Below are 12863 nucleotides of genomic sequence, written 5' to 3' on the forward strand. Positions count from 1 at the left end.
GCTTCAACGGCCAGCGCCAGGAGCCCATGTCGATGCACAAGACACCTGCCTTTGCCACACCGCGCCGCCCGGCCCTGCTGGGCTTGGTGCTGACGGCCCATCTGTGCGGTGTGCTGGGCCTGGCCTGGGCGCTGCAGGGGCGGCCGGCCAGCCCGCCTGCGGCGCGACCGATGACGGTTGCCGTGTCGCTGCTGCCGCAGAGGATTCCGCAGACGCAGGATTCCGCTCCGGCGCCCCGACCTGAGCGGGCGCCAAGGCCTTCCCTGGCTGCCGCCCCGAGCTTGCCCGTGTTGCAGGCGATGCCACAGGCCCCCTCTCTCGTCAGTGCCCCTGTGACGCTCGAAGCCGAAGCCAGCAAGGCCCGTGCAGACCTGCCTCTGCTGGCCGCGGTGGCCCAGCAAACGGCAGCCAGCCCTGTCAGCGCCCGGCCCATGCCCGCACATCCGGTCGACATCGGCAGCCCGGCGCAGCTGCCGGCCGAGCATGGCGATTGCGCCGCGCGCCAGGCGGCCCGGCTCTACCCGGCGGCGCTGCGCGAACGCGGCATCGAGGGCCAAGTGCTGCTGCGCGTGCAGGTGGCCGAAGACGGCCGGGCGGCCGAGGTGCGCGTGCAACGCGGCAGCGGCTGGCGCCTGCTGGACCAGGCCGCGCAAGCCCTGGCCCTGGCCTGCCGCTATGTGCCGGCCCAGGCGCGCACGCAGGAGCAGCTGCAGGCGCTGAGCAGCTGGGTGGAGGTGCCGGTGCGCTTTGCCTTGCAGCGCGGCAGCGGCGGCGGCAACCCGACCAGCTCCGAGTCGCCGCACTGAGCGCAGCGGCAGTGCAGACCGTTCTCGTGTCCGCCCCTTTTGAGTTCTCGCACCCCCTTGTTCCTTCCCTCGACTTGTCCCTCGCCTACATCGCCAACAAGGAGACCCGCATGTGTGACAGCCCCAATGTCTTCACCGCCCTGATCGAGGGCGAAGCCCAAACCGGCTCGGCCGCTCCCGCCCTGCTCGGCGGACTGGCCCGCAAGCCGGCGCTGCCCAAAGAACCCGCGGCGGAGGAGCACCGCCTGGGTTCGCGCCGACGCCGGCTCTGGGAGCTGCCCAGCCAGGCCTTGTGCCCGGTGATCGGCGTCTGCCTGCCCATGCCCTTGCTGCGGCGCCGCCTGGGGCGATTGCCCGGCATCAACCCGCGCGCCAACGATTACGAGCTGCACTGCCTGGCCATCGACGCCTGCGGCCAGCGCAGCGATGTGGCCGAGCTGCTGCAGCGCGAGCTGGACCAGCGCTTCATCCGCACCCTGCGCCTGGCGGCGACCTGCAAGACCACCCTGGCCCTGGCCGCCTGGTGGGCCGCGGCGGCCCAGGGCCAGCCCCTGCGCGAGGGCGAGCCGCCGCTCGATGTGGCCGCCTGCTTCTGGGCCACCCTGACCCACGCGCGCTGCGAGCACAGCCTGCAGGAACAGGTGCTGCGCGACATCCACATGCTGCAGCACCAGGTGGGCGCCGCCAACCGCGCCGATCTGGGCCGGCTGGAAGCCCTGGTCGACGAGAACGCAGTGCTGGCCGCAGAACTGGCGCGCGTGCAGCAGCGCAGCCAGCGGGTGCTGCAGGAGCGCGCCGCGGCGCAGGAGCGCCAGGCTGCCGAGCTGGTGCAGCTGCGCGCCCAGCTGCTGGGCCGCGACACCTTGCTCGCCAGCCTGCGCGAGGACATGCAGGCGCTCGAAGCCGCCGCGCCGGGCCTGCGCCACCGCCAGGAGCAGGCCGAGCAGATCCGCCATCAACTCAGCCGCATCCAGGATCTCGAACGCGCCCTGCTGCGCGCCCGCCAGGACGCCGCCCTGGCCGAGCAGCGCCAGCGTGAAAGCCAGGCCGAGCTGCAGCGCCTTCAGACGCTCGCGCCGGCCGAGCCGGTGGCGAACGCTGCGCCCGAGCCTGCGTCTTCGCCTTCGCCCGACCTGGGCGAACGCGCCGTGCTCTGCGTCGGCGGCCGGCCCAGCGTGGTGCCCATCTACCGCCAGCTGATCGAGGGCACGGGCGGCCGCTTTCTGCACCATGACGGCGGCGAAGAAGACGCTGTCGCCAAGCTCGACGCCAGCCTGGCCGCCGCCGACCTGGTGATCTGCCAGACCGGCTGCATCAGCCACGACGCCTACTGGCGGGTCAAGGACCATTGCAAACGCCACGGCAAGCGCTGCGTCTACGTCGAATCGCCAAGCGCCAGCAGCCTGCGCCGGGCGCTGGGTGCGCTGGAGGCCGGCAGTTCCGCAACTGCAGCCGACGACGCGACATGAGTTGTGACGGTAAGCCGGAGCGTCAAGTGCCGCACTTCCGTGCATAGCGCACAAACCAATGCAATACCACTTGAATCCGGGGATACCCGCAGACGGGAACGCTTCCTAGAATTTATTCAGCTCGAAAACACAGGCTTTTCGAGAGAGCGCAACCGAAACAAGGGAATCGAGTGAAGCAACTGACCATGAAGAAGACGACCCAGCTCAAGACTGGCCTCCAACTGGTTTCTGCAGCCCTGGCGCTGCTGGGTGCCGGCGCCGCGCACGCCGTGCCCACCATCGACTTCGGCGCCGCCAAGGGCTTCAGCGCCTTCATTCTCGGCAATGTCGATCAGGCCAATGACATCGAGGGCCGCATGGCGGTCGGCGGCAATCTGCGGGCCAATGGCCTGTCCATCAACTACCGCACCCCGTCCACGGTGACGGGCCCGGCCCTGGTGGTCGGCGGCGATGTGAAACTCCAGGGCGGCCGCATCTACAGCAATGCGCCGGACGGCGTCGATTCCACCAAGGGCTCCCACCTGCCCTACTGGGACCAAAGCCTGAGCCAATACGGCAACAGCTACGGCGTGTTCGGCGGCAGCAAGGCGGGCTCTTCCGCCTCGCTGGACCTGCGTCAGCAAAGCGGCCTGATCGACTTCAACGCCGCGGCCACCACCCTGCGCAACACCACCGCCCAGCTGGGCAGCCTCAACGCCACCGGCAAGACGCAAATCAGCAGCTACACCGCCAACGGCAAGACCGAGATCAGCGGTATCAGCTTCGTCGGCACCGGCGCTGACTTTGAAGTCTTCAACGTCAACACTGCCACCTTCCGCAATCTGAGCCTGAGCGGCATCAAGGCCGGCGCCACCGTGGTGATCAACTACACCGGCAGCGATGCCGTGCTGTTTGCCGGCGGCCAACTGACCCAGAATGTGGCCATCGGCGGCCTGGACCCCTGGGGCAATCCCGCCACCCAGCTGGACGCGCTGAACAGCAATGTGCTGTTCAACTTCAGCAAGGCCACCGATGTGACCGTGGGCAGCTTTGTCGGCGGTAGCATCCTGGCGCCCTACGCCCTGGTCTACGGCGGCGAGCAACGCACCGGCGGCGGCCACCTCGAAGGCCAGCTCATGGCCCTGGGCCTGAAGAGCAATCTGGAAATCGGCTACTCGCCCCTGGTCTCGGCCGTGCCGGAGCCGGGCAGCTACGCCATGCTGCTGGCCGGCCTGGGCGTGATCGGTTTCGTCGCCCGCCGCCGCCGGGTGCGCTGAAGCACAGGGTCAGGGCCCTCGGTGCCCATGCCCCTCGCATCACAAGACAAGAGCTCCTTCGGGAGCTCTTTTTTTTGCTCCTTGGTCCACTCAAAGTTGAGCCATTTCGGGAAGAGGAACCACAAAACAGACGATCTCGCAATCCGGTGATGCCGCATCCCGCGTTTTCAGGACAGGCACTTCACTCCTAGTGCTTCCCCCCTTTCCGTGACTTGCGTCACGTGAGAACGTCGAAGGCACGAGAACCTTCTGGGGTTCGTCTCATCCATTTGATCGAGGGAATCTGAATGCAGACTGCACACCGCCTGGCTGTCACGGCCGCCGTGCTGGCCGCCCTGGCCACACCGTCGTTCGCCGACACCACCACCTACACCAACTCGGCCGCCTTCCTGGCCGGCCTGAGCGGCCCTGGCTACACCGAGGCGTTCACCGGCCTGAGCAGCCCGGCCAGCGGCGCCAACCTGAGCTTCAGCTCGGGCGGCTTCAGCTACAGCATCAGCTCTCTCGGCGATCTGTACGCATCGGGCTCCGTCCTGGGCACCAGCCTGCCCGACCAGGCACTGACCATCACCTTCACCAGCGGCAATGTCACCGCCGTGGGCGGCGATTTCTTCAATGTCAACCTGTCGGACGAGTTCCAGCAGGTTGCGGTCACCCTGACCTTGAGCGACGGCACCACCACCACCTTCACCCCGGCCAGCGCGGCTGACAGCTTCCGCGGCTTCGCCTCGACCCAGGTCATCAGCTCGCTGACCATCAGCGCACCCGGCGCCACGCTGTACGCCAGCGTGGACAACCTGACCGTAGGCTCGGTCACCCCGGTGCCGGAACCCAGCAGCTGGGCCCTGATGGGCCTGGGCCTGATCGGCGTGGGTACCCTCGCCCGCCGCCGCAGCAGCGCCACGCAACACTGATCGCCCCATAGCGGCGGGCGCACCGAAAGCGCCCGCCTCGATGCCGCCGATTCTTCCATCCATGTTGATGCGGTGAAGCCACCGCGCTCCGGAGACCTTATGACCCGAAACCAAAAGAAGCTGTCCCTGCTGGCCCTGTCCATGGGCCTGGCCCTGGCCAGCCAAGCGCAGGCACAGAACGCCCTGAACGGCCAACGCGAAGCCCTGGACCGACTGGCCACTGCCACCGGCAGCAGCGCTGATGTGTCCTACCATGCCGCCACCGGTGCTGCCCGCTTTGTGCGCGTGCCGGCCGGCGCCAAGCTGGCTGCCCGTGCCAGTGCCGTCGGCGATGCCGCCAAGCAGACCGCCACGGTGCAATTCCTGAACGAGTACGCCGCGCTGTTCGGCATCCGCGACGCAAGCAGCGAACTGTCGGCCCCGGCCATCAGCAAGGACCGCCAAGGCAGCACCCGCCTGAGCTACCAGCAGGTCTACCAAGGCTTGCCGGTGTTCGGCGGCGAACTCAAGGCCCACTACGACGCCGCCGACAATCTGGTGGTCGTCAACGGCACCTTCATCCCCGGCATCAACGTCAAGGCCACGCCCAGCCGCACGGCTGAGCAGGCCAGCAAGATCGCCGTGACCGCCGTCAATGCCGAACTGAAGCGGCCGACTCGCCTGAGCGCCGGCACCCCGACCCTGATGATCTTCCGCGAAGGTCTGGCCAAGGGCGTGGAAGGCATCAACCACCTGGCCTGGCAGGTCGAAGTGGGCAACAAGCAGGATGTGCGCGAGTTCGTGTACGTCGATGCCCACACCGGCAAGGTGATCGACAAGATCAGCGGCATCCATGAGTCCATGAACCGCCGCGCCTTCGACGGCCAGGGCAAGCTGCCGCCGGTGCCCAACTACCCGAACTCACCGTTCTGGGTGGAAGGCCAGGCATTCCCGACCGGCACCGTCGAGGCTGACAACATGATTGCCGCCTCTGCCGACATTTACAACATGTTCAAGAACGCCTTCGGTCGCGACGCCTTTGACGGCAAGGGCAAGACCATGGACTCGATCTTCAACCGCGGCGACCTCTGCCCGAACGCGTCCTGGAACGGCACCTACATCTCCTTCTGCCCGGGCACCACAACCGACGACGTGACCGCGCACGAATGGGGTCATGCCTACACCGAGTACACCCACGGCCTGATCTACCAATGGCAACCGGGCGCCTTGAATGAGGCCTACTCCGACATCTGGGGTGAAACCGTGGACCGCCTGAACAGCCGCGGCACCGACGTTCCCGATGCGGCCCGTACCGCTGGCGCCTGCACGGTCTTCACCAAGGTCGGTGGAGTGCCCGGCACCGACAACTCGGTGCGCTGGCTGATGGGCGAAGATGCCACCGCCTTCAGCGGCGCCATCCGCGATATGTACAACCCGACCTGCTACGGCCACCCGGCCAAGGTGACGGACACCCGCTACCGCTGCAGCACCGGCGACTCCGGTGGCGTGCACAGCAATTCCGGCGTGCCCAACCATGGTTACGCCCTGCTGGTGGACGGCGGCACTTACAACGGTCAGACGATCCTCCCGATCGGCCTGACCAAGGCCGCCCACATCTACTACCGCGCCCAAAGCGTGTACCAAGGCCCGGCCAGCGGCTTCGCCGATCACGCCGACGCCCTGGCTCAGTCCTGCACCGACCTGACCGGCCAGAACCTGAACGACCTGAAGACTGGCGCTCCCTCGGGCGAGGTCATCAACGCCCAGGACTGCGCGCAGATTGGCAAGATGGCCCAAGCCGTTGAGCTGCGCACCCCACCGTCGCAGTGCAACTTTGTGCCCCTGCTGGCCAAGTCGCCACCAGCCCTGTGCCCCACCGGCAATGTGGCTCCGCTGCTGTCGGACAGCTTCGACGGCGGCAAGGCCGGCGGTGTGCGTTGGCAAGTCAGCTACCAAGGCCGCAACCCCGAGTTCACACCTCGCAACTGGGGCGTGGTGACCAAGCTGCCCAACGGACGCCCGGGTTATGCCCTGTTTGCTGCCGACCCCAATATCGGCACCTGCAGCCCCGGCGGCAACGAAGCGGGCGTCGTCCGCATCGAGAGCCCCGAGTTCGCCATCACGGCCGATGCCGCAGCACCGAAGCTGACGTTTGATCACTGGGTCGCCACCGAGTCCACCTGGGACGGCGGCAATCTGAAGATCAGCGTCAATGGCGGTGCCTGGCAGCTGATCGCCGCCTCGGACTTTGTCTACAACGCCTACAACACGACCCTGAAAACGGTCGCCCAAGGCAACGACAACCCGTTGGCCGGCCAAGCCGCCTTCTCGGGCACGGACGGTGGTTCGGTAAGCGGCTCCTGGGGTCGCTCCATCGTCAACCTGTCTCGCTTTGCCAAGCCCAATGACAAAGTCAAGCTGCGCTTCGAGATGTCCACCGACGGTTGCGGTGGCAACATCGGCTGGTATGTCGATGACGTGAAGGTGTATCGCTGCACCCCCTGAGCCTGAAAGCGGCACCGGCGCTGCGCGCGCCGGTCCCTTCTCTCGGTTCAAACAGGCCTCCCCTCGGGAGGCCTTTTTTATGGTCTATGGCTTTGCCCGGCCGGGCGTAGCCACAGGTGTTTGCTCATGCCGAGCGCACAAAGAAAAGGGCGCCGTCCGATGACGAGCGCCCTTGTCTTTTCGTCGGAGCCGGCCGAAGCTGGCCCCAGCGCATTGGCTACTTGCTTACTTCTTGACGTTCACAGCGTCTTTGAGCGCCTTGCCCGGGGTGAACTTGGGCACGGTGGCGGCCGCGATTTCCAGGGCTTCGCCGGTGGCGGGGTTCTTGCCGGTGCGGGCAGCGCGCTCGCTGACCTTGAAGTTGCCGAAGCCGAGGATGGCCACGGTGTCGCCGGCAACCAGGGCTTCGGTGATCGAGGCCAGGGTGGCGTCCAGCGTCGACGTGGCGACGGCGCGGGTCACGCCAGCCTTGGTGGCGATGCTTTCGATCAGTTCACTTTTGTTCATCAGATATCCAGTGGGTACGGAAAAGAAAATCCCTTTGCGGGGAGGGCGATTATCGTTGCGTCCGAGGACTTGCTCGCCACAAGCCCCGAAAACAGGCGCTTGAAGCCCTGCCGCCAGCCTTTTTGCTTGCAATTTCTGACACTTCGGCGCGTTTTTCTTCGCGGCTTCGAGGCGGCGACCTCAGCCCAGCTGGGCCCGGTGGCTGCGCGAGACCCGCAGCCTTGCGCCCGAGCGCATCTGCAGCTCGGCCTCGCCGCGTGGCAGGGCACTCAGGCCCTGCACATGGGCCGGGTTGATGGCATGGCTGCGATGCACGCGCACAAAGCGGCCTTGCACGCTGGCGTGGGCCAGGAAGTCTGCCAGGGTGCAGCGGTCCAGATGGCAGGCCGGCGGCGCGTGCAGCTCGATGTAGTTGTCGGCCGCGGCCACCCATTCGATCTCGGCCAGCGGCAGCTTGAACAGCCCACCACCGCGCTGCGGCACCAGCCAATGGCCGGGCACCGGCTGGATCTGCTGCAAGGCACTGAGCCAGCCCTGACGCTGAGTTTCAGCGGGTTTGGGCGCCAGCGCTGTGCGCCGCTGCCGCAGGCGCTGCACGCTTTCCGCGAGACGCTCGGGCGTGAAGGGCTTGAGCAGATAGTCCACCGCATGCAGATCAAAGGCGCGCACGGCATGCTGGTCAAAAGCGGTGCAGAACACACAGAGCGTGTCCTCGGGCAAGGCCAAGGCCAGCTCCAGGCCGCTCTGCCCCGGCATCTGGATGTCCAGAAACAGGGCATCGGGGCGGTGGCTGTGCACCAGCTGCAGCGCCTGCTCGGCATCGCCAGCCTCCTCGGCCAGCAGGTCGATGCCGGGCTGGCTGCTCAGCAGGCGGCGCAGCTTGGCACGGGCCGGCGGTTCGTCGTCCACGATCAAGACGCGCAGCGGCGCGGCGTCGGGCCGCGATTCCATCCCCTCGCTCATGCGCGCTGCTCCGGCAATTCGATCTCCAGCAAGCTGCCACCGGCACCATCGGCGCTGAGGCGCACCCGGGCCGCATCGCCGTAAAGCACGCGCAGACGCTCACGGGTGTTGCTCAGGCCCACCGAGCCCGGGCGCTCGCTGCGTTCCGGCGCGCGCCCGCTGTTGGCCACCTGCAAGCACAAGCGCCCCTCGCGCAGTGTCGCGCTCACACGCACCTGCACCTGGCCCGCGCTGTGCGCCACATCGTGGGTGATGGCGTTTTCCACCGGTGCGATCAAGAGCAAGCTGGGCAAGAGGCAGACGCTGGCGGCCTCCTCCACATCCACCTGCACCTGCAGGCGTTCGCCGAAGCGGGCTTGCATGATGGCCAGATAGGGCCGCACCAGGGCCAGCTCGGCGGCCAGAGTGTGGCGGCTGTTCTCCTGCGCCGTCAGGGCCTGGCGCAACAGGGTGGCCAGATCGCAGACGATGCGGTCGGCGCGCGGCACATCCTCGTACATCACCGAGGAAATCAGGTTCAAGGTGTTGAACAAAAAGTGCGGCTGGATCTGCTCGGCCAGGCGGTTCAGGCGGGCTTCGGCCAGCTCGGTCTGCAGGCGCAGCAGGTCTTGCTCGCGCTGGCGACTGGCTTCGTGCAGCTGCAGGCCATGGCAGAGGCCGACGATGAAGCCATAGCTGACGAGGTCCTTGCCGGCCTCATAAAGCAAGATGTCCGCCGGATGGCCGGGCTCATAACTCACACCCGTCGCGGCATAGACGGCAAAGCGCAGGCCGAACATGCCCGTCACATGCAGCAAGGTGTAGCCCAGCGCACCGGCCAGATGCAGTCCCAGGCTTGGCAACCAGCCCTGCTGCCGCCGGCTGCGCGCGTGCAGGCGATAGATCAAGGGCGCCAGCAGGGCGGTCAGCAAGGTGGAGCTGAGCTCCCAGAGAAAGGGCTCCCAGGGATGTTGGCCTCCGCCGGCCCGGTATTGCTGCAGCTCGGACATGCTATGCAGCAGGCCCACGGCCAGCATCACCGCGGCAAAGCCCCAGCTGAAGCGCTGCCGGGCTGCGGCCGAAGCGGCCATGAATGGAGGCGCTGGCCTCATCGAGTTCTCCATGGCCGCACCTTACCGCAGCCGACGCCAGGCTTCACCGCAACGCGGGTCGGTTCACCCCAAGCCAGGCGCAAGTCACCCCAAATCGGCCGGTGCCGCCTCGCCCTGCACGCCCAGCACGCCCTCCCTGACCAGGGCTTCGATGGCCGCATCGGCATAGCCGAGATCGCGCAGCAGCGCGCGGCTGTGCTGACCCAGGCGCGGCGGGTCGCGGCGCAAGCCCAGGCGCTCGCCGTCCAGGCTCAGCGGCAGCAAGGGCACGCGGGTGGCGCGGCCGTCGGGCAGGGTCATGGGGGCCAGGCCACCGGTGGCCAGCAGATGCGGGTCGTCCATCAGCTGCTCGGGCCGGGTGATGGGAGCAAAGGGCAGGCCGGCGGCCTCGAACACGGCGGCGATCTCTGCGGCCGCGCGCGGCAGCAGGCGGTGGCGCAGCTCGGGGATCAGCCACTCGCGCGCCAGCACGCGCAGATTGTTCGTCAGCAGGCGCTCATCCATCTGCAGATCGCCAAAGTCAAAAGCCTGGCAGAAGGTGGCCCATTGCGTGTCGCCGACCACGGCCAGAAAGATCTGTTCGCCACCGGCCACGGTGAAGACGTCGTAAATGCCCCAGGGCGAGATGCGCTCGGGCATGGGCGCCGCCGGCTTGCCGGTGACGGCGAACTGCATCATGTGCTGGGCGACCAGAAAGATGTTGTTCTCGAACAGGCTGGACTGCACCTGCTGGCCACGCCCGGTCTGGTGGCGCTGCTGCAAGGCGGCCAGGGCGCCGATGGCGCCGAACATGCCGCCCATGATGTCGTTGACGCTGCTGCCGGCACGCAGCGGATCGCCCGGGCGGCCGGTCATATAGGCCAGGCCGCCCATCATCTGCACCACCTCGTCGAGCGCCGTGCGGTGCTCGTAGGGCCCGGGCAGAAAGCCCTTGTGCGAGACATAGATCAAGCGCTCGTTCAGGCGGCTCAAGGCCTCATAGCCCAGGCCCAGGCGCTCCATGGTGCCGCTCTTGAAGTTCTCGCTGAAGACATCGGCGCCGGCCACCAGCTTGAGCACGATCTCCAGCCCGCGCGGGTCTTTCACATCGAGGCTGAGGCTGAGCTTGTTGCGGTTGAACAGCGGATAGAAGCCGGCACCCGAGCCGAGCAGCTGGCGCGTGCTGTCACCGGCCAAGGGCTCGACCTTGATCACCTCGGCCCCCAGATCCGCCAGCACCATGCCACAGGTCGGGCCCATGACCATGTGGGTGAACTCGATCACGCGCAGGCCGCTCAATGGCAGGCGCGGCGCATCAGACACAGAAGACTCATTCATCGACATCATCGGCGAGCCCGGCAGGGCCAACGGGGGCTGCGGAGCGTTGGACAGGGGGCCCACATTGTCGCAAGCCGGGCCACCCTTCATCGCTCTCCCGGGCTTCGCATCCCGGCAGCTGTCGATTCGTCGCCTCATTGCCACAGCGCTTCACCTCGGCCGGCACCATGGCGCCATCAACGATCCCGTCAAGCAAGGAAGACGCCATGACCGTTCACAGCCCCCTCACCGAGCAGCGCAGCCTGGAGACCCAGCGCGAGGAGTTCAGCCACCGCCGCGGCCTGGCCATGCCGCTGGCTGGCACCCTGGCTTGGGGCCTGATCGGCCTGGTCGGCGCCCTGGGCACGCCGTTTCAGGCGGTGGTGACGCTCTACATCGCCACCGGCTCGATCTTCTATCTGGGCATGGGGCTGTCGCGCCTGACCGGCGAAAACTTTTTCGCCAAAGGCCGGCCCAGGAACGAGTTCGATCGCCTCTTCATGGCCGGCATGCTGATGAGCCTGCTGGTCTTCACCATCGCCCTGCCCTGGGCCTCGCAGAACCACGAATCCCTGCCTTTGAGCTTCGGCGTGCTGGCCGGCCTGATGTGGCTGCCCTACGGCTGGATCATCCAGCACTGGATCGGTGCCTTCCACGCCATCGCTCGGGCCCTGCTCTGCGTGGGCGCCTGGTATGCCTTCCCGGCTCAACGCTTCGTGGCGATTCCGGCCGTGGTGGTGGCGATCTACCTCATCACCATCGCCGTGCAGGAGCGGCGCTGGCGCGCCCTGCAGGCCCGCTGAACCCGGGCGGCGCCACGCAGGAATCCGGCGCCGCCCCTGTGCGAGACTGCCCACGTTGTGATTGCAGTAGCGCCCTCGCTGGGTGGCTTGAGATTTGTCTATGAAGATTTGCATCGTCGGCGCGGGCGCCATCGGAGGCTGGTTCGCCGGCCATGTAGGGCAACATCTGGGTGCCGAGGTGGAACTCAGTGCCCTGGCCCGCGGCGCCACCCTGGCCTCCCTGCGTCAGCACGGTGGCCTGCGCATGGACCTGGTCAGCGGCGAGCGCATCCAGGTGCCGCTGCGCGCCAGCGACAAACCCGAGGAGCTGGGCCAGCCCGACCTGATTGTGCTGGCCGTCAAAGGCCCGGCCCTGGCCAGCGTGGCGCCCGCGGTGAAGGCCTTGCTGGGCCCGCAGACGCGCGTGCTGGTGGCCATGAACGGCGTGCCCTGGTGGTTCTTCCAAGGCCTGCCCGGCGAGGCGGAGGGCTTGCGCCTGGAATCGGTGGACCCCGGCGGCGTGGTGGCCGGCCTGATCCCGGCCGATCGCGTGATCGGCTGCGTGGTGCACGCAAGCTGCGCCACGCCCGAGCCCGGCCTGGTCAAGCATGTGATGGGCATGGGGCTCATCCTCGGTGACCCGGCCGGCGGCCAGCCGGCCCACATCAACGAGTTGGCGGCGCTGCTGGGCCGCGCGGGCTTCAACGCCACGGTGTCCGAGCGCATCCAGCGCGACATCTGGTTCAAGCTCTGGGGCAATATGACCATGAACCCGATCTCGGCCCTGACCGGCGCCACCTGCGACCGCATTCTCGACGACGAGCAGGTGCGCGGCTTTGTGACGAATGTGATGCTGGAGGCTGCCGCCATCGGCGCGCGCATCGGCTGCGCCGTCGAGCAGACGCCCGAGCAGCGCCATGCCGTGACGCGCAAGCTGGGCGCCTTCAAGACCTCGATGCTGCAGGATGTGGAGGCGGGCCGCCCGCTGGAGCTGGATGCGCTGGTCGGCGCCGTCAGCGAAATCGGCCGCCATCTCCAACTGCCCACGCCCTTCACCGACGGCATGCTAGGCCTGACGCGCTTGATGGCGCAAACGCGCGGCCTGGCCTGAAACGAAAGCAGCGGCGCGGCGCAGCTGTCGATTGAACTCGACACAAGCTGCAGAGCGCACCGGCGGTGCTGCGTGCGCTCAAGAGAAGGCATGTGGATGTCGATCTCAGGGTTCTGAAATGGTGTCGATGGGGCTGGGCTTGCCGCCCCTCGCGCAATAGAGTGTTCGCAGGGAGCGAGCAACA

The 12863-nt window shown here is 67.5% G+C and carries 11 protein-coding genes; 7 read left to right on the forward strand and 4 right to left on the reverse strand.

The window, feature by feature from the left end:
* The first annotated feature begins 32 nt into the window (after positions 1–32).
* The 5 genes from AC1Q6P_RS18910 (at position 33) to AC1Q6P_RS18930 (ending at position 6929) form a co-directional block, all read left to right on the forward strand.
* A complete protein-coding gene (locus tag AC1Q6P_RS18910) occupies positions 33–806 on the forward strand; it encodes a TonB family protein (protein ID WP_492665489.1) in 774 nt (257 codons plus the stop codon).
* A gap of 74 nt (positions 807–880) precedes the next feature.
* On the forward strand, positions 881–2275 hold the full coding sequence (locus tag AC1Q6P_RS18915; protein ID WP_492665488.1) for a DUF2325 domain-containing protein: 1395 nt from the start codon (positions 881–883) through the stop codon (positions 2273–2275).
* 185 nt (positions 2276–2460) lie between these two features.
* Positions 2461–3531 (forward strand): collagen-binding domain-containing protein, encoded by a 1071-nt coding sequence (locus tag AC1Q6P_RS18920; protein WP_492665487.1) that lies wholly within the window; start codon positions 2461–2463, stop codon positions 3529–3531.
* A gap of 287 nt (positions 3532–3818) precedes the next feature.
* Positions 3819–4445: a PEP-CTERM sorting domain-containing protein gene (locus AC1Q6P_RS18925; protein WP_492665486.1), complete on the forward strand. Its 627-nt coding sequence runs from the start codon at positions 3819–3821 to the stop codon at positions 4443–4445.
* A gap of 99 nt (positions 4446–4544) precedes the next feature.
* Entirely contained in the window at positions 4545–6929 is a 2385-nt protein-coding gene (locus tag AC1Q6P_RS18930; protein ID WP_271010292.1) for a M4 family metallopeptidase, read from the forward strand.
* Between the two features lie 225 nt (positions 6930–7154).
* On the opposite strand, the gene AC1Q6P_RS18935 is transcribed toward AC1Q6P_RS18930, so the two are convergent.
* The 4 genes from AC1Q6P_RS18935 to AC1Q6P_RS18950 all read right to left on the reverse strand — a co-directional run bounded on the left by AC1Q6P_RS18935 (position 7155) and on the right by AC1Q6P_RS18950 (position 10813).
* Positions 7155–7436, reverse strand: a complete 282-nt coding sequence (locus AC1Q6P_RS18935; RefSeq protein ID WP_102768342.1) for an HU family DNA-binding protein — start codon at positions 7434–7436, stop codon at positions 7155–7157.
* A gap of 180 nt (positions 7437–7616) precedes the next feature.
* On the reverse strand, positions 7617–8399 hold the full coding sequence (locus tag AC1Q6P_RS18940) for a LytR/AlgR family response regulator transcription factor (RefSeq protein WP_492665485.1): 783 nt from the start codon (positions 8397–8399) through the stop codon (positions 7617–7619).
* A complete protein-coding gene (locus tag AC1Q6P_RS18945) occupies positions 8396–9469 on the reverse strand; it encodes a sensor histidine kinase (protein WP_492703293.1) in 1074 nt (357 codons plus the stop codon). The genes AC1Q6P_RS18940 and AC1Q6P_RS18945 overlap by 4 nt, the downstream gene beginning before the upstream one ends.
* Before the next feature lie 105 nt (positions 9470–9574).
* On the reverse strand, positions 9575–10813 hold the full coding sequence (locus tag AC1Q6P_RS18950; RefSeq protein WP_492665518.1) for a CaiB/BaiF CoA transferase family protein: 1239 nt from the start codon (positions 10811–10813) through the stop codon (positions 9575–9577).
* A 200-nt stretch (positions 10814–11013) separates the two neighbouring features.
* On the opposite strand from AC1Q6P_RS18950, the gene AC1Q6P_RS18955 reads away from it, so the two are divergent.
* Entirely contained in the window at positions 11014–11589 is a 576-nt protein-coding gene (locus tag AC1Q6P_RS18955; RefSeq protein WP_492665483.1) for a DUF7010 family protein, read from the forward strand.
* Between the two features lie 100 nt (positions 11590–11689).
* Positions 11690–12679: a 2-dehydropantoate 2-reductase gene (locus AC1Q6P_RS18960; protein WP_492665482.1), complete on the forward strand. Its 990-nt coding sequence runs from the start codon at positions 11690–11692 to the stop codon at positions 12677–12679.
* Positions 12680–12863 lie beyond the last annotated feature (184 nt).

The organism is Roseateles sp. GW835-FHT13E02, assembly GCF_058794035.1.

What these genes read in the sequence shown, in the direction of transcription:
- AC1Q6P_RS18940 (WP_492665485.1), bottom strand. Translation starts at nt 8,399, where the DNA reads ATGAGCGAGGGGATGGAATCGCGGCCCGACGCCGCGCCGCTGCGCGTC.
- AC1Q6P_RS18925 (WP_492665486.1), top strand. Translation starts at nt 3,819, where the DNA reads ATGCAGACTGCACACCGCCTGGCTGTCACGGCCGCCGTGCTGGCCGCC.
- AC1Q6P_RS18935 (WP_102768342.1), bottom strand. Translation starts at nt 7,436, where the DNA reads ATGAACAAAAGTGAACTGATCGAAAGCATCGCCACCAAGGCTGGCGTG.
- AC1Q6P_RS18960 (WP_492665482.1), top strand. Translation starts at nt 11,690, where the DNA reads ATGAAGATTTGCATCGTCGGCGCGGGCGCCATCGGAGGCTGGTTCGCC.
- AC1Q6P_RS18920 (WP_492665487.1), top strand. Translation starts at nt 2,461, where the DNA reads ATGAAGAAGACGACCCAGCTCAAGACTGGCCTCCAACTGGTTTCTGCA.
- AC1Q6P_RS18910 (WP_492665489.1), top strand. Translation starts at nt 33, where the DNA reads ATGCACAAGACACCTGCCTTTGCCACACCGCGCCGCCCGGCCCTGCTG.
- AC1Q6P_RS18955 (WP_492665483.1), top strand. Translation starts at nt 11,014, where the DNA reads ATGACCGTTCACAGCCCCCTCACCGAGCAGCGCAGCCTGGAGACCCAG.
- AC1Q6P_RS18945 (WP_492703293.1), bottom strand. Translation starts at nt 9,469, where the DNA reads ATGGCCGCTTCGGCCGCAGCCCGGCAGCGCTTCAGCTGGGGCTTTGCC.
- AC1Q6P_RS18930 (WP_271010292.1), top strand. Translation starts at nt 4,545, where the DNA reads ATGACCCGAAACCAAAAGAAGCTGTCCCTGCTGGCCCTGTCCATGGGC.
- AC1Q6P_RS18950 (WP_492665518.1), bottom strand. Translation starts at nt 10,813, where the DNA reads ATGTCGATGAATGAGTCTTCTGTGTCTGATGCGCCGCGCCTGCCATTG.